Below are 16,303 nucleotides of genomic sequence, written 5' to 3'. Positions count from 1 at the left end.
CTTTGCACGTGCAGATTCGTATCTTCGGGTACGGTCTGCACTTTTATTGTTCACTTGTCTCATTTCCGGGACTTTAGGGTTAGTTGAATAAGGAAATAGTATCATATAGAAAATTGGGAAATATTATAGGTTGTTACATATATCGCAGACATGTTATATTATAAATCTAGTTGCTGATGACATTTTGCCAATAGCTGCGAAGGGCCGTATTTTAGAGGTGCTAAAGCTATTAAAAAAAGTCTTGCAATCGATCGATAAAAATGATATATTAAAGATCCGGTTGACAAACAGTCATCCGCACTGAAGATTTAAAGCAATGAAGAGTTGATCTTTGAAAACTGAACAACGAGTGAGTGGGAATTCGCTTCTAGCGAGTTCCAAAAAGAGATGGATTTCACAGCGTGGTTCACGCTTTGGAAAGGCCATCATGAGAATGCAAATTCTCGTCAGATGTTTCAACATGAGCTAATCGCTCTATCGATAGACTTTTCGGATGGTTATTTTCTTGGAGTGATTCGAGGAAGTAACCGCACGAAAAAACCTTATTGGAGAGTTTGATCCTGGCTCAGGACGAACGCTGGCGGCGTGCCTAATACATGCAAGTCGAGCGGAGTATTTTTGAGAGCTTGCTCTCAAAAATACTTAGCGGCGGACGGGTGAGTAACACGTAGGCAACCTGCCTCTTGAACTGGGATAACTACCGGAAACGGTAGCTAATACCGGATAATTCCTCTTGGCACCTGCCAAGAGGCTGAAAGGCGGAGCAATCTGCTGTCAAGGGATGGGCCTGCGGCGCATTAGCTAGTTGGTGGGGTAACGGCTCACCAAGGCGACGATGCGTAGCCGACCTGAGAGGGTGAACGGTCACACTGGGACTGAGACACGGCCCAGACTCCTACGGGAGGCAGCAGTAGGGAATCTTCCGCAATGGGCGAAAGCCTGACGGAGCAACGCCGCGTGAGTGATGAAGGTTTTCGGATCGTAAAGCTCTGTTGCCAGGGAAGAACGTCTTGTAGAGTAACTGCTACAAGAGTGACGGTACCTGAGAAGAAAGCCCCGGCTAACTACGTGCCAGCAGCCGCGGTAATACGTAGGGGGCAAGCGTTGTCCGGAATTATTGGGCGTAAAGCGCGCGCAGGCGGCTGTTTAAGTCTGGTGTTTAAACCATGGGCTCAACCTGTGGTCGCACTGGAAACTGGGCAGCTTGAGTGCAGAAGAGGAAAGTGGAATTCCACGTGTAGCGGTGAAATGCGTAGAGATGTGGAGGAACACCAGTGGCGAAGGCGACTTTCTGGGCTGTAACTGACGCTGAGGCGCGAAAGCGTGGGGAGCAAACAGGATTAGATACCCTGGTAGTCCACGCCGTAAACGATGAGTGCTAGGTGTTAGGGGTTTCGATACCCTTGGTGCCGAAGTTAACACAGTAAGCACTCCGCCTGGGGAGTACGGTCGCAAGACTGAAACTCAAAGGAATTGACGGGGACCCGCACAAGCAGTGGAGTATGTGGTTTAATTCGAAGCAACGCGAAGAACCTTACCAGGTCTTGACATCCCTCTGAATCGCCTAGAGATAGGCGCGGCCTTCGGGACAGAGGAGACAGGTGGTGCATGGTTGTCGTCAGCTCGTGTCGTGAGATGTTGGGTTAAGTCCCGCAACGAGCGCAACCCTTGACTTTAGTTGCCAGCAGGTGAAGCTGGGCACTCTAGAGTGACTGCCGGTGACAAACCGGAGGAAGGTGGGGATGACGTCAAATCATCATGCCCCTTATGACCTGGGCTACACACGTACTACAATGGCCGGTACAACGGGAAGCGAAGCCGCGAGGTGGAGCCAATCTTATAAAGCCGGTCTCAGTTCGGATTGCAGGCTGCAACTCGCCTGCATGAAGTCGGAATTGCTAGTAATCGCGGATCAGCATGCCGCGGTGAATACGTTCCCGGGTCTTGTACACACCGCCCGTCACACCACGAGAGTTTACAACACCCGAAGTCGGTGGGGTAACCCGCAAGGGAGCCAGCCGCCGAAGGTGGGGTAGATGATTGGGGTGAAGTCGTAACAAGGTAGCCGTATCGGAAGGTGCGGCTGGATCACCTCCTTTCTATGGAGAATCGTTTCCCGCAGCGGAAACATTCAAATCGGAAGCTAAGCTTCCAAAACTCAGGTTTAGGCCTGTTGCTCACTCGTTGCTCAGTTTTGAGAGCTCAAACTCTCAAAAGCAAGAACTTGATCCTTGAAAACTGGATACCGAAACGAAAATTGCGTTTTAGAACATCTTTTAGCTGAAACTTGTGTCCAAGCAAGTTGAAATAGTTATTAGCTGAGAGCGAAGATTTTCGAATGAGAGCGACTTTTGGCTTGAAAGGCGAAAGCGAACGGAGCAATCCGGAAGCGGCCTTTCAAACAAGACGGAGCGATCAGGCGAAAATTGGAGCGTTGGTTAAGCTAGTAAGAGCACACGGAGGATGCCTAGGCGCCAGGAGCCGAAGAAGGACGTGGCGAACAACGAAAAGGCCTCGGGGAGCTGTAAGCAAGCGTTGATCCGGGGGTGTCCGAATGGGGAAACCCGGCTGTGGTAATGCACAGTCACTCCTACCTGAATTCATAGGGTAGGTAGAGGCAGACCAGGGGAACTGAAACATCTAAGTACCCTGAGGAAGAGAAAACAAGAGTGATTCCGTCAGTAGCGGCGAGCGAACGCGGAACAGCCTAAACCGAAGAGCTTGCTCTTCGGGGTTGTGGGACGTCTCACATGGAGTTACAAAGGAATAGGGTAAACGAAGAGGTCTGGAAAGGCCCGCTGGAAGAGGTAAAAGCCCTGTAATTGAAATTCTGTTCCCTCCGAGACGGATCCCGAGTAGTGCGGGGCACGTGAAACCCCGTATGAATCCGGCAGGACCATCTGCCAAGGCTAAATACTCCCTGGCGACCGATAGTGAAACAGTACCGTGAGGGAAAGGTGAAAAGCACCCCGGAAGGGGAGTGAAACAGTACCTGAAACCGTGTGCTTACAAGAAGTCAGAGCCCGTTATCGGGGTGATGGCGTGCCTTTTGTAGAATGAACCGGCGAGTTACGTTTAACGTGCAAGGTTAAGGCGAGGAGCCGGAGCCGCAGCGAAAGCGAGTCTGAATAGGGCGACGAAGTACGTGGGCGTAGACCCGAAACCGTGTGATCTACCCCTGTCCAGGGTGAAGGTGCGGTAACACGCACTGGAGGCCCGAACCCACGCACGTTGAAAAGTGCGGGGATGAGGTGGGGGTAGCGGAGAAATTCCAATCGAACTCGGAGATAGCTGGTTCTCCCCGAAATAGCTTTAGGGCTAGCCTCGGATTTGAAGTCGTGGAGGTAGAGCACTGATTGGGTGCGGGGCCCGCAAGGGTTACCAAGCTCAGTCAAACTCCGAATGCCATGGACTTGCGTCCGGGAGTCAGACAGTGAGTGCTAAGATCCATTGTCAAAAGGGAAACAGCCCAGACCATCAGCTAAGGTCCCCAAGTGTGTGTTAAGTGGGAAAGGATGTGGAGTTGCACAGACAACCAGGATGTTGGCTTAGAAGCAGCCACCATTGAAAGAGTGCGTAATAGCTCACTGGTCGAGTGACTCTGCGCCGAAAATGTAACGGGGCTAAACACACCACCGAAGCTATGGCTTGATGCTTTGCATCAGGGGTAGGGGAGCGTTGTATGCGGGTTGAAGGTTGACTGTAAGGACAGCTGGACTGCATACAAGTGAGAATGCCGGTATGAGTAACGAAAAGATCAGTGAGAATCTGATCCGCCGAAAGCCCAAGGTTTCCTGAGGAAGGCTCGTCCGCTCAGGGTAAGTCGGGACCTAAGGCGAGGCCGACAGGCGTAGTCGAAGGACAACAGGTTGATATTCCTGTACCACCATAATCCGTTATGAGCAATGGGGGGACGCAGGAGGGTAGTGACGCGGACTGATGGATGTCCGTCCAAGCAGCGAGGCTGGTGTATAGGCAAATCCGTACACCATAAGGCTGGGCTGTGATGGGGAGCGAAAATTGTAGTAGCGAAGGTCATGATCTCACACTGCCAAGAAAAGCCTCTAGCCAGGAGAAGGTGCCCGTACCGCAAACCGACACAGGTAGGCGAGAAGAGAATTCTAAGGCGCGCGGAAGAACTCTCGTTAAGGAACTCGGCAAAATGACCCCGTAACTTCGGGAGAAGGGGTGCCTCGGTAGGGTGAATAGCCCGAGGGGGCCGCAGTGAAAAGGCCCAAGCGACTGTTTAGCAAAAACACAGGTCTGTGCGAAGCCGCAAGGCGAAGTATACGGGCTGACGCCTGCCCGGTGCTGGAAGGTTAAGGGGAGCGGTTAGGGGTTAAACCCGAAGCTGTGAACCGAAGCCCCAGTAAACGGCGGCCGTAACTATAACGGTCCTAAGGTAGCGAAATTCCTTGTCAGGTAAATTCTGACCCGCACGAATGGCGTAACGACTTGGGCGCTGTCTCAACGAGAGATCCGGTGAAATTTTAATACCTGTGAAGATGCAGGTTACCCGCGACAAGACGGAAAGACCCCATGGAGCTTTACTGCAGCTTGATATTGAACTTGGGTACGATCTGTACAGGATAGGTGGGAGCCTTGGAAGCCGGAGCGCCAGCTTCGGTGGAGGCATCGTTGGGATACCACCCTGATCGTATCTAGGTTCTAACCTGGTACCCTAAGCGGGTACGGGGACCGTGTCAGGCGGGCAGTTTGACTGGGGCGGTCGCCTCCTAAAGTGTAACGGAGGCGTCCCAAGGTTCCCTCAGAATGGTTGGAAATCATTCGAAGAGTGCAAAGGCAGAAGGGAGCTTGACTGCGAGACCTACAAGTCGAGCAGGGACGAAAGTCGGGCTTAGTGATCCGGTGGTACCGCATGGAAGGGCCATCGCTCAACGGATAAAAGCTACCCTGGGGATAACAGGCTTATCTCCCCCAAGAGTCCACATCGACGGGGAGGTTTGGCACCTCGATGTCGGCTCATCGCATCCTGGGGCTGAAGTAGGTCCCAAGGGTTGGGCTGTTCGCCCATTAAAGCGGTACGCGAGCTGGGTTCAGAACGTCGTGAGACAGTTCGGTCCCTATCTGTCGTGGGCGTAGGAAATTTGAGAGGAGCTGTCCTTAGTACGAGAGGACCGGGATGGACGTACCGCTGGTGCACCAGTTGTTCCGCCAGGAGCATGGCTGGGTAGCTACGTACGGACGGGATAAGCGCTGAAAGCATCTAAGCGTGAAGCCCCCCTCAAGATGAGATTTCCCAAGTTAGTAAGACCCCTTGAAGACGACGAGGTAGATAGGTTGGAGGTGGAAGTGCTGCAAAGCATGGAGCTGACCAATACTAATCGGTCGAGGGCTTATCCAAAATAACGCAATCTTTCGTTTCGATCCAGTTTTCAGGTGATCAAGCCTGAAGAACGCTGCAACATTCATCCGCACCGGAAGGTGAAGGACCGAATGTCTCGCGGCAGCATTTGTTTCACAAATGCCCGTTTGGTGGCGATGGCGGAGGGGTTCCACGCGTACCCATCCCGAACACGACCGTTAAGCCCTCCAGCGCCGATGGTACTTGGACCGAAGGGTCCTGGGAGAGTAGGAAGCTGCCAAGCACATGAACCACTGCTGAGGTTTCAGTAGTGGTTTTTTGTTCTATCGTAGTATCATAAGTCTAGGCATTGGCAACAATAAATCACTATTGCTTTATATGATTTAATTTGATATAATAATATTCGTTGTCACGATTGAGTAGTTATTGTTATGGCCCGTTGGTCAAGGGGTTAAGACACCTCCCTTTCACGGAGGTAACAGGGGTTCGAATCCCCTACGGGTCACCATTAATTTGAATTATTATTTAATTGACGCGGGGTGGAGCAGTTCGGTAGCTCGTCGGGCTCATAACCCGAAGGTCGCAGGTTCAAATCCTGCCCCCGCAACCAATTCTTCTTTAAGAAGAGCCTCTTGGAACCGTGGTGTAGAGGCCTAACATGCCTGCCTGTCACGCAGGAGATCGCGGGTTCGAATCCCGTCGGTTCCGCCATTTAAATGTGCTCATCTAAATTTAATATATGCGGACGTGGCTCAGCGGTAGAGCATCGCCTTGCCAAGGCGAGGGTCGCGGGTTCGATTCCCGTCGTCCGCTCCATATTTTGCGCCCTTAGCTCAGCTGGATAGAGCGTTTGACTACGAATCAAAAGGTCGGGAGTTCGAATCTCTCAGGGCGCGCCATTATGACTTTTACCAACTGAATCAATATATTGTAAAGTGGGTTAAGCTGACTTACAGCTTGAGCCACTTTTTTGTTACATTGCATGTAAAAGCTCGCCTCGCCTTTTAACTGCTCTTATCCCCCTTCTGTATCAGTAATTTTTATGAACCGATCGAAGATCACAGCGTAACTGGAATATCATAACGAAGGAACCACCGCTGCATAAATTCCGGCGTCTGAGGACAAATTAAGGAAAAAAGCAGAATGAAGGGATTAACATGAGTGCTTTTCGTCTGAAAAAGCAGCTGTGGCGCCGGTGGAGACGCTGGAAAAAAGCGCTGTGGGTCGGAACGGCCTGCGTGGTTCTTACGATCTGTGCCTGGTCCGGCCTGCGTATGTCTGAGGATATATCGAGACTGTTGACAGGATCAATGTCGGCAGCGGAACAAACCTTTGCCGAGCTCAATGACCGCGCCTCTGGCGGTGACACCCTACTGCCTGGGCAGGTTTCCGCTGTGTTCGAGCAGGAAGGTCGGAAAGAGCAGGTTTCAAATCAAGGCTATACGGATTCGCTTATCAGGGTTATTGCCGACAGCGGTCTTAGCCGGAAGGTACATTACAAGACAACCTATGTATGCGGCGAGGAGATCCGTAATGTGCCTCAAGTGATGAGCCCTAAGGAATTGCAGTTCCTCATTGCGGAACATTCGGATTGGCAGGGGAAGATTGGGCCAGAAGGAGACGTCTGGCTGGAACGGAATGTGAACGATCTATCGCCTTCCTGTAAGAAGGATGCGTATATTGGCATAGATAACGAAGGAAATCTTACCCTGTTCAAAGGACCTCCTAAACGGGAGGAGGCGCTCAAAACTTTTTTTCAAATCGACATAGGCACTATGAAATCTGCTTTGCCTGAGAAGGTGTGGAGGCAACTTCAAGGCGGAATCCGTGTGCAGGATATCGATGAATACAACAGTGTTCTGTCAACCTTCAGCGATTATGCGAGGGACAATGCCGAGGCGATGTAGGGTAATTGATGTAAATCATATGATAATGGAAAAAGGATATTAGGACCGCTGGTGAAAGCCCGCGGTCTTTTTGCTGTTTATCTGTACGCCTGTACGCTTATACTGGCAGGACATGCCTTGAAGGGCGGGCCTATCTATTCGGGCAATTTATATATCGGGTATGGCAAATTTTATGCCCCCTGCGCAGCCTATTTTTGCTATAATGGGTAGAAGGAATACATATGTTCGCTTTAAGGGCGAAGAAATGGACCGTTCGGGAAGGCTCCCGTTTACAATAGAGGAGAGATGGTCTTGCGGATATTGGGGATCGACCCGGGGATTGCAATTGTCGGCTTCGGGTTTATCGATAAAAACGGCAGCAAACTGACGCCGGTGCAGTACGGCTGCATTCAGACGGAGGCCCATACGCCCGATGAGGAAAGGCTTTTGCATGTTTATGAAGGCATGCTTCAATTGATTGATCGATACAAGCCCGATGCGGTTGCTTTTGAGAAACTGTTTTTTAACCGGAACGTGACTACCGCTATGTCGGTCAGTCAGGCGAGAGGGGTATTGGTTCTGGCCTCGGTGCAGCGGGGGCTTCCGGTGGCGGAGTACACGCCGATGCAGGTGAAGCAGGCGATTGTCGGTTATGGCAAGGCGGAGAAAAAGCAAGTGCAGGAAATGGTGCGGATGTACCTCAAGCTGTCAGCCGTACCGAAACCCGACGATGTGGCCGACGCGCTGGCGGTTGCGGTCTGTCATGCCCATTCTTATACGCTGAATTCAAAGATAAATGAGGTATTACGCAAATGATCGATTTTTTAAAGGGACCGGTTGTCCATTTGGAAAAAGAATATGTGGTGCTGGATGTTCAAGGCGTGGGATACCGGGTGTTTTGCCCAAATCCTTATGCTTTTGCCAAGCAAGAGGGACCGGTGACTGTATATATTCATCATCACGTGCGTGAGGACGCGATTCTTCTGTTCGGCTTTCCCACCCGGGAGGAACAGAAGCTGTTCCGCAAGCTGATCGAGGTATCGGGCATCGGGCCCCGCGTGGCGCTTGGGATTTTGACAGGGGGAACGCCGGACCATGTCATTTCGGCTATTTATCAGGAGAATATCACATTCCTGACGAAGCTGCCGGGAATCGGCAAGAAGACTGCACAGCGTATGATTCTTGATCTGAAGGACAAGCTCGACGGTCTGGGAAAGGTCACGTTCCAAACCGGACTGTTTGCGCTGGAGGAGAATGCGGAGACCGGTGCCGGTGAGGTATCCTGGCAGGAAGCCAGAGACGGGCTTAAGGCGCTTGGGTACACGGAGAGTGAGCTGGATCGTGTCTGGCTGGCGCTGAAGAAAGAAGGCGCGGAGACTGCTTCGGTCGACGTGCTGATGAAAAAGGCGCTTAAGCTGCTGTATGTAGCGAAGTAGACCGGAACTAGCGAAGTAAAGAGTAGATGAGCAGCAGGTGACGAAGGTCCGCTAAGTACATGATGAAGTGGAGCGATGGAAAGATGGAGGACCGGATCATATCCGCAAATTTAATGATGGAAGACCAGGCGGTGGAGCTTAGTTTGCGTCCCCGTTTTCTGGCTGAATATATTGGGCAGAACCAGGTTAAAGAGAATCTGAAAATCTATATCGAAGCGGCAAAAATGCGGAGCGAGGCGCTGGATCATGTGCTGCTGTACGGGCCGCCGGGGCTGGGTAAAACGACGCTCGCCAACATCATCGCCAACGAGCTTGGAGTGAACCTCCGGACAACGTCCGGTCCCGCGATTGAGCGTCCTGGCGATTTGGCGGCGCTGCTGACGAATCTGCAGGAGGGCGATGTGCTGTTTATCGACGAGATTCACCGGCTGCACCGGACGGTGGAGGAAGTGCTGTATCCGGCGATGGAGGATTTTGCGCTTGACATTATGATCGGCAAAGGCCCGAGCGCCCGCTCGGTGCGGCTGGACCTGCCTCCGTTCACGCTGGTGGGGGCCACCACGCGGGCCGGGCTGCTGTCCGCGCCGCTGCGCGACCGGTTCGGCGTTGTCAGCCGGCTGGAATTCTATACGGTGGACGAACTGAGCTACATCGTCTCACGCGGAGCCGATATTCTCAGTATCGAAATTGTCGGCGACGCGGCTGAAGAGATTGCGCTGCGTTCAAGGGGGACCCCACGTATCGCGAACCGACTGCTGAAACGGGTTCGCGATTATGCCCAGGTCAAAGGAGATGGGATCATTACGCCGGAGGTCGCCGGCGAGGCGCTCAAGATGCTGCAGGTCGACCCGAGGGGACTTGACAGCATTGACCACAGAATGCTGCATTCGATGATCACGGGATTTCGCGGCGGGCCTGTCGGGCTGGATACGATTGCCGCTACAATTGGTGAGGAGAGCCAGACGATTGAGGATGTCTATGAGCCGTACCTACTGCAAATCGGATTTCTGCAACGAACGCCCCGGGGAAGAATGGTTACCCCGGCAGCTTACCAGCATTTAGGAATTCCGCTCCCTCCGGAGCAATCCTGATCTTTTCGAATTTGGCGATTGGAGGAGAACGTGAAGATGAGGCATTTGTGGAAGAAAGGGAAACCGGCACTGGCAAAAGGTCTGCTGGCTGCGGCGCTGGCGGCGGGATGCCTGCTCATTCCCTCTGGAGCAGGTTACGCCGATTCCCCCCGAACGATACGCGTCGCGCTATTTGCGGATATCGGCAGCAAATATAAATTGACCGTCCCGGCGGTCACACTGCAATCGGGCCAGGCCTGGAGCCTGACCGCCGAAGATGCCGGGACCGTTCTCGTTACGGTCCCCTCGGGGACAAAGGTACGGGCCAGCCTGGACGGATACCGCGTCAAGGTGCTGGAGACGTCTTCCTGGAAGACGGCGGCCGACGCGGCGAAGAAGCTTCAATCTACATCGGACAAGCCTCTGCTGTTCTTGAACTCAAAGGGCGGCAGCAATGTATATCAACTCTATACAGGAACATATGCCAGCGAAAGCGCTGCAAAGAATGCCGCTGACCGAGTGGCTAATGCCGGCTTGAGCCTTCCTGCGGATCAGCTTCCCGCCGTTAAGGGCGGCAAGCATCTGACTGCGGGCAGCTATGCCACGCAGCTCGAAGCAGATACCGCTAGGGCAAGTATCGCCGCTGCAGGCGTTGACGCCTGGACAGCCGTCGTGCCTTCCGAAGGCGGGGGATCGAGGTACGAGGTATGGGTGTCCGAAGCTGCCAGCGACAGCGATCTGGACGCGGCGCGGATTGTGCTTAGCCAGGTGCTTCCGCAGCTGTCCTTAACGACGGCTTCTGCGGGCCTCATGATCCGGACGGAAGCCGGTCTTGACCTGAACAGCGAGACGCAGGCGCCGCATTATGCGGTATCCGGCGGAGCGAAGTTCATGGCGGCCGGAAGCAGCGCGGGCATTCAGCTTGCCGAAAGAACCAAGCGGACTTACCGCGGCAGTCTGGAGCTTGGTGGATCGAACGGGTCGTTATCGGTGATTAATGAATTGCCGCTGGAGCAATATCTATACTCGGTCGTTGGCGGAGAGGTCTCTTCGAGCTGGCCGGCAGAAGCGCTTAAAGCGCAGGCGGTGGCGGCTCGCAGCTATGCGCTTGCGCAGGGGATGCGGTTTGATATCGCAAATGTAGTGGATACTACACTAAGTCAAGTATACAACGGGATCGGAACCGAAGCGGCTTCAGTTACCTCGGCGGTGGATGCCACCGCTGGAGAAGTGCTGAAGAGCGAAGGGAATATCATTGAAGCCGTCTTCTCATCCAACAGCGGCGGTGTGACGGCTGATCCGTCCGAAGTATGGAACAACGGCGGGGATGTATTTGCCAGCGTCGACAGCTCCGGCGACAGTGCTGCAGTGGCTGCCGCGAAGAAATGGTATTATGTGCTGCTCCCCGGGGGCGCTCACGGATACGTAAGGGAAGACAACGTAAAGTTGACGGGAGAGAAGACCGCAGCCGGCCTGGATCTGCTGACGGCGATGACCAAGGATGTCAATGTACGGGCTCTGCCTGTTCTTGACAGCAGCGTAAGTCCTGTCGGCAAGCTGAATCCGGGAGAGAATGCGGTTGTGCTGGACAAAGTGCTGGAGTCGGGCAGCTACAGTTGGATTAAAGGACCTTATACATCCGCCGAGCTTCTTAAGAGCCTGCAGGGGAAGACGAACGCTGCTCTGCCTTCATCCATCATCAGCCTTCAGGTGACGGAACGCGGTCCATCGGGACGGGCGGTTCAGGTCAAGGCTAACGGCAATGCCCTAAGTGTGAAGTATCCCGATTTGTACCGTTCCGCTCTGGGCGGGCTGCCCAGCACATTGTTTGATATTGTGCCATCCGGCAGTTATACTGTACTAGGCGCCGACGGCAGGACCGCGTCGGTAAGCGGTTCACAGCAGGCCGGCGTGCTGTCCGCCTCAGGGATGGTAACGGAAGGTGGCAGCGGAACCGTAGTTATGAACGGGGATAACAAGGCGAGGGTGATTGACGCCAGCCCGGGCTTCCTGTTCATTGGCTGGGGCTACGGCCATGGACTCGGCATGTCCCAGTGGGGCGTAAAGGGAATGGCAGAACAAGGGTATGACTATCAGAAGATTTTGCAACACTATTTTCAGAACGTCACTATAGTTAAGGAATGACAAGCAATGAATGTAGATTTGTATAATTTTCATCTGCCGGAGGAACTGATTGCCCAGACTCCGCTTCCCGACCGCAGCGCATCCAGGCTGCTCACGTTGGACAAGCGGAGCGGCAGGACGCAACATCGGCATTTTACCGATATTATCGACGAATTGCAGCCCGGGGACACGCTTGTGCTGAATGATACGAGAGTCATTCCGGCCCGACTGTTTGGCATCAAAGAAGACACCGGGGCTAAGGCCGAGGTGCTGCTGCTCAAGAGCCTCGGCGAAGACCGGTGGGATGCGCTGGTGAAGCCGGGGAAAAAGCTTAAGACCGGCGCCGTCATATCTTTCGGTGAGGAGCTCCGGGCCGTTATCGAAGAAGAAAGTGACATGGGCGGGCGTACGCTGCGGTTCATGTACGAAGGGATATTCCAGGAGATTTTGGACAGACTTGGTACGATGCCGCTTCCGCCGTATATTAAGGAGAAGCTGGATGACCGGGAACGGTATCAGACCGTGTACGCCCGTCATGAAGGCTCGGCGGCAGCGCCTACGGCCGGTCTGCATTTTACAGAGGATCTGCTGAAGCATATACAGGATAAAGGGGTTCGCTTAGCCTATATTACCCTTCATGTCGGCTTGGGCACATTCCGGCCCATGTCCGTGGATACGGTGGAAGAGCATGTCATGCATTCGGAGTATTTCATGCTGCCTCAGGAGACGGCGGATATGTTGAATGAAGCCAAGTCTAAGGGGAGCCGGATCGTAGCGGTAGGGACGACCTCCTGCCGTACATTGGAGACGGTCGGCGGCATGTTCGGCGATGGACCGCTTGAAGCATGCAGCGGCTGGACGGATATCTTTATCTACCCCGGCTATGAGTTCAAACTGGTCAACGCCCTGATTACGAATTTTCATTTGCCGAAATCGACACTGGTTATGCTGGTCAGCGCCTTGGCGGGCAGGGAGCATATTCTTGCCGCCTATCAAGAGGCGATCCAGCGGAAGTACCGTTTCTTCAGTTTCGGCGACGCAATGTTCATTTACTAAGTATGAGGATGGTTACGCATATGGCAGCAATTACTTACGAGCATATTAAGACATGCAAGCAGTCGGGAGCCCGGCTTGGAAGAGTTCATACTCCCCATGGAGTTATCGAAACGCCTACTTTTATGCCGGTTGGCACCCAGGCAACGGTCAAGACAATGAGTCCCGAAGAACTGAAGGATATGGACGCCCAGATCATTCTGAGCAACACATACCATCTGTTCCTCCGCCCGGGACATGATATTGTCCGCGAAGCCGGGGGCTTGCACAAATTCATGAACTGGGACCGTCCGATTCTGACAGACAGCGGCGGGTTTCAAGTATTCTCTCTGAGTGAGATGCGCAAAATTACAGAGGAAGGCGTCCATTTCCGCTCCCATCTGAACGGGGATAAGAAGTTCTTGTCGCCGGAAGTGGCGATGGAGGTGCAGAATGCGCTTGGTTCCGACATCATGATGGCTTTTGACGAATGCCCGCCTTATCCGGCGGAATACGATTACGTGAAAAGATCGCTGGAGCGGACCACCCGCTGGGCGGAGCGGTGCCTGAAAGCCCACGCCCGTCCTCATGATCAAGGCTTGTTCGCCATTGTTCAGGGCGGGATGTTCGAAGATCTTCGGAGGCAGAGTGCTGCCGAGTTGACTTCCATGGATTTCCCGGGGTATGCTATTGGAGGACTCAGTGTCGGAGAATCGAAGCAAATTATGTACGAAGTGCTGGATTATACGGTTCCGCTGCTGCCGCAGGACAAGCCGCGCTATTTGATGGGCGTCGGGTCTCCTGACGCGCTGGTGGAAGGCGCAATCCGGGGTGTTGACATGTTCGATTGCGTGCTGCCGACCCGCATTGCCCGTAACGGAACGACAATGACCAGCCAGGGAAGACTCGTTGTCCGAAATGCGCAGTATGCCCGAGACTTCGGGCCGCTCGATCCGGAATGCGGCTGCTACACCTGCCGTAATTATTCGCGTGCGTATTTGCGTCATTTGATCAAGAGCGATGAGACTTTTGGACTTCGTTTGACGACCTATCATAATTTGTACTTCCTGTTGGAACTGATGCGTAAAGTGCGGAAAGCCATCATGGAAGACCGGCTCCTGGATTTTCGCGATGAGTTTTTCGCACAATACGGTTTACATGAGAATTCAAAAGGTTTCTAAGTGCTGAATTGTGCTTTACCGAAGATTTGAAAGGGGGGTGAAATATGTTTCAATACGCTGCAGCCGCAGGGTCCCAGTCTTCGAATATTTTGGGGCTCGTCGGGCCGTTTGTCCTGATGTTTGTCGTGTTCTACTTCCTGCTGATCCGTCCTCAGCAGAAGAAGACCAAGACGCGCAATTCCATGTTAAGGGCTCTGAAAAAGGGCGATAAGGTGGTTACCATCGGCGGCTTACACGGTACGATCTTGGAGATTTCCGACGATATTGTCGTTCTCCGGGTGAATGATGTGACGAAGCTTACCTTTGACCGGGGTTCGATCAGCCATTCCGTTACAACGGAAGCGGATTCAAAGTAATATAAGAGCCTAATATTATTGACAAAGCGGCATGCCTTCCATAAACGGGAAGCATGCCGCTTTGTTAAGATTAAAGAATCTATAAGTTTTCAGCGGAGTTGAAGGATTCTTTAATCGCAAGAAAAGCTAAGGCTAATGAAGGATTCGGCGACATCTTCGAAAAGGCACCAATCGGTGCTTTTTTTATGGCCAATTCCTCTTATTTTTCAAAGATCGTTTCCATACGGTTAAAGCCATTGTGCCAGAAAAGGACATTTAGAATAACCAAAACTGCGGCATAGACGTATATTCCATAAGGAAATATACTAGCGGCATAGTGCATACCGGCAAATACGGCTAGGAGGAAAATGGCGGGCAGAGTCTTACTCATCCCCAACTGCTGCAAGTTCTTGAACGATTCGGAAAAAGGCAGCCCGCGGCCTTCCATGCGATAGCTAATCGCTGTATACAAGATTACTGCCAGCAGAACGGTAATCAGATCGGGAAAGATCCGCAAGCCGAATATTAGGAGAAACACAATACTGTCAAGCAGGTATAGCGGCAGGAACAGCCTGGTAATCGCAGCTTTTATTGCGCCTTTATGTATAGCGTTGATGTCCTCCAAAGGAAGGGTGCGGTAAATATATGAGCCTTTATAGTTGCCCGAATAGCGCAGCAATGCTACAACGGAAGGCAGAAACAGAGCGGTAAAATAAATGAACAGATACAGGGAACTGCGGGAAATGGCGGCCCAGGACGAATCCGAAAGATTGTTCAGGATGAAAATATAAGGAAAGATCACTGCAAATCCCAGCATAGGATATACTTTAAGCTTAAATTCCCTTTCTCTGGACATCATCCGCGCCGCAAAACTATAAAAGATCGCTTCATCGCGGCTGCGGCATAGCACACGGGCGAGGGATAGATGAAGACCTTTGGTTTTCCGTTTTTCATATTTGCCGCTGTCGGCCATTTTTTGCAAGTAGCGTTCAAAAGAACTTCCGAACCGGATATATACGAATACGCACAACAATGGGACAACCACAGACAGGGCGGATAGGATGAGGACCGAAAGCCTGGAATTCCCTTGTAGCAGCCACTCGAAAGGGGCGGCGAACCAGAACGGGGGCAGCAGAAAATGCCACCAATTAACCGTAAAGCTTGCACTAAAATTGATGATATCCAATACACGAAACATGATTTGATAACCAATCGTGAGCGTCACGGACAGTCCGATTTGTACATAGTTGATAATATCCTTAAGCTTCTCTCCGTCAAAAAATTTCAGTACCAGCAAATACATTAGCGAAGTCGCGACAACAACAAAGATATCGGCAGAAAATATTTCAAACAGGAACAGCAAAAAAAACGGCAGTCCATGTCTGAACAGCGACACAAGCAGCGGAATAATAGTCAGCGACGCGGATAACGAGACCAGATAGCTGAGGATATGTACCGTTTTGGCGGCAGCGAGTGTTCGGGCATCTACAGGTTTGGTATGCAGGATATGTCTGTCTTTCAAGTCGAGCAGCACGGAGGAGAAATCGGATACCATCGTGGTAGTCAGAAAGAATAGGATAAAACTGAATACGATCCCCGCTTGAAGCATATAGTTGTCCCCCAGGAGCAAAACAGGCGTTATGCCTATAGCCCCAATCAGCCCATATGCCCACAGGGATTTGATGGATGACAATGGAGACGCCCCGGAGTTCGTCTGTTTTAATACGTTGCCTTTGCGCGTATACTCAGGTTTGCTGCCGCTGGAAGAGTTGGCGAACACAGTGGACGTTCTCCTTTGGTCCATAGTGAGCTTAACCTGCAGAATCCGCCGAAGGATATCGTAATCGATGCCCGCTTTTAAGAATAACGGCTTTACTTTGTCTAACATTCTCAGTGTTAAAAATTCTTTCACT

The 16,303-nt window shown here is 52.4% G+C and carries 9 protein-coding genes, 5 tRNA genes and 3 rRNA genes; 16 read left to right on the top strand and 1 reads right to left on the bottom strand.

The annotated features are described in order from the left end of the window. The first annotated feature begins 542 nt into the window (after positions 1-542). The 16 genes from KP014_RS24775 (at position 543) to yajC (ending at position 14,411) form a co-directional block, all read left to right on the top strand. A 16S ribosomal RNA gene (locus KP014_RS24775) occupies positions 543-2,099 on the top strand. A 337-nt stretch (positions 2,100-2,436) separates the two neighbouring features. Then, positions 2,437-5,365 (top strand): 23S ribosomal RNA (locus KP014_RS24770). A gap of 127 nt (positions 5,366-5,492) precedes the next feature. After that, positions 5,493-5,609 (top strand): 5S ribosomal RNA (rrf, locus tag KP014_RS24765). The 16S, 23S and 5S rRNA genes sit together here with 5 tRNA genes alongside, the layout of an rRNA operon. 150 nt (positions 5,610-5,759) lie before the next feature. Further along, positions 5,760-5,834 (top strand) — tRNA-Glu (locus KP014_RS24760). Between the two features lie 25 nt (positions 5,835-5,859). After that, positions 5,860-5,936: transfer RNA gene (locus tag KP014_RS24755), tRNA-Met, on the top strand. Between the two features lie 24 nt (positions 5,937-5,960). Continuing rightward, positions 5,961-6,037: transfer RNA gene (locus KP014_RS24750), tRNA-Asp, on the top strand. 30 nt (positions 6,038-6,067) lie between these two features. Continuing rightward, positions 6,068-6,142 (top strand) — tRNA-Gly (locus tag KP014_RS24745). A 6-nt stretch (positions 6,143-6,148) separates the two neighbouring features. Further along, positions 6,149-6,225, top strand: a tRNA-Arg gene (locus tag KP014_RS24740). 258 nt (positions 6,226-6,483) lie between these two features. Further along, a complete protein-coding gene (locus tag KP014_RS24735; RefSeq protein WP_036591187.1) occupies positions 6,484-7,233 on the top strand; it encodes a BofC C-terminal domain-containing protein in 750 nt (249 codons plus the stop codon). 291 nt (positions 7,234-7,524) lie between these two features. Continuing rightward, the gene (gene ruvC, locus KP014_RS24730; RefSeq protein WP_036591189.1) at positions 7,525-8,028 is read left to right on the top strand and encodes a crossover junction endodeoxyribonuclease RuvC; all 504 of its coding nucleotides are present in this window, start codon (positions 7,525-7,527) and stop codon (positions 8,026-8,028) included. Beyond that, the gene (gene ruvA / locus KP014_RS24725; protein ID WP_036591190.1) at positions 8,025-8,648 is read left to right on the top strand and encodes a Holliday junction branch migration protein RuvA; all 624 of its coding nucleotides are present in this window, start codon (positions 8,025-8,027) and stop codon (positions 8,646-8,648) included. The genes ruvC and ruvA overlap by 4 nt, the downstream gene beginning before the upstream one ends. Before the next feature lie 83 nt (positions 8,649-8,731). Continuing rightward, positions 8,732-9,739 (top strand): Holliday junction branch migration DNA helicase RuvB, encoded by a 1,008-nt coding sequence (gene ruvB / locus KP014_RS24720; protein WP_090834369.1) that lies wholly within the window; start codon positions 8,732-8,734, stop codon positions 9,737-9,739. A 36-nt stretch (positions 9,740-9,775) separates the two neighbouring features. Then, positions 9,776-11,863 (top strand): SpoIID/LytB domain-containing protein, encoded by a 2,088-nt coding sequence (locus KP014_RS24715; RefSeq protein WP_090834368.1) that lies wholly within the window; start codon positions 9,776-9,778, stop codon positions 11,861-11,863. A gap of 6 nt (positions 11,864-11,869) precedes the next feature. Beyond that, positions 11,870-12,898 carry a tRNA preQ1(34) S-adenosylmethionine ribosyltransferase-isomerase QueA gene (gene queA / locus KP014_RS24710; RefSeq protein ID WP_036594238.1) on the top strand — a complete coding sequence of 343 codons (1,029 nt, stop codon included), beginning with the start codon at positions 11,870-11,872 and terminating at the stop codon, positions 12,896-12,898. A gap of 20 nt (positions 12,899-12,918) precedes the next feature. After that, complete coding sequence (gene tgt / locus KP014_RS24705; protein WP_036594239.1) at positions 12,919-14,055, top strand: tRNA guanosine(34) transglycosylase Tgt; 1,137 nt, start codon at positions 12,919-12,921, stop codon at positions 14,053-14,055. A 44-nt stretch (positions 14,056-14,099) separates the two neighbouring features. Further along, positions 14,100-14,411 (top strand): preprotein translocase subunit YajC, encoded by a 312-nt coding sequence (gene yajC, locus KP014_RS24700; RefSeq protein WP_036594240.1) that lies wholly within the window; start codon positions 14,100-14,102, stop codon positions 14,409-14,411. A gap of 199 nt (positions 14,412-14,610) precedes the next feature. Here yajC and KP014_RS24695 read toward each other — a convergent pair whose 3' ends face one another. Further along, positions 14,611-16,278 (bottom strand): hypothetical protein, encoded by a 1,668-nt coding sequence (locus KP014_RS24695; protein ID WP_139210613.1) that lies wholly within the window; start codon positions 16,276-16,278, stop codon positions 14,611-14,613. Positions 16,279-16,303: the final 25 nt, after the last annotated feature.

Origin of the sequence: Paenibacillus sophorae, assembly GCF_018966525.1 — a bacterium.
GTDB lineage: Bacteria > Bacillota > Bacilli > Paenibacillales > Paenibacillaceae > Paenibacillus_AQ > Paenibacillus_AQ sophorae.
The sequence above is the reverse complement of the archived record's forward strand: the minus strand, read 5'-3'. Positions and strand labels throughout refer to the sequence as shown.

What these genes read in the sequence shown, in the direction of transcription:
- KP014_RS24715 (WP_090834368.1), top strand. Translation starts at nt 9,776, where the DNA reads ATGAGGCATTTGTGGAAGAAAGGGAAACCGGCACTGGCAAAAGGTCTG.
- ruvB (WP_090834369.1), top strand. Translation starts at nt 8,732, where the DNA reads ATGGAGGACCGGATCATATCCGCAAATTTAATGATGGAAGACCAGGCG.
- yajC (WP_036594240.1), top strand. Translation starts at nt 14,100, where the DNA reads ATGTTTCAATACGCTGCAGCCGCAGGGTCCCAGTCTTCGAATATTTTG.
- queA (WP_036594238.1), top strand. Translation starts at nt 11,870, where the DNA reads ATGAATGTAGATTTGTATAATTTTCATCTGCCGGAGGAACTGATTGCC.
- tgt (WP_036594239.1), top strand. Translation starts at nt 12,919, where the DNA reads ATGGCAGCAATTACTTACGAGCATATTAAGACATGCAAGCAGTCGGGA.
- KP014_RS24735 (WP_036591187.1), top strand. Translation starts at nt 6,484, where the DNA reads ATGAGTGCTTTTCGTCTGAAAAAGCAGCTGTGGCGCCGGTGGAGACGC.
- KP014_RS24695 (WP_139210613.1), bottom strand. Translation starts at nt 16,278, where the DNA reads ATGTTAGACAAAGTAAAGCCGTTATTCTTAAAAGCGGGCATCGATTAC.
- ruvA (WP_036591190.1), top strand. Translation starts at nt 8,025, where the DNA reads ATGATCGATTTTTTAAAGGGACCGGTTGTCCATTTGGAAAAAGAATAT.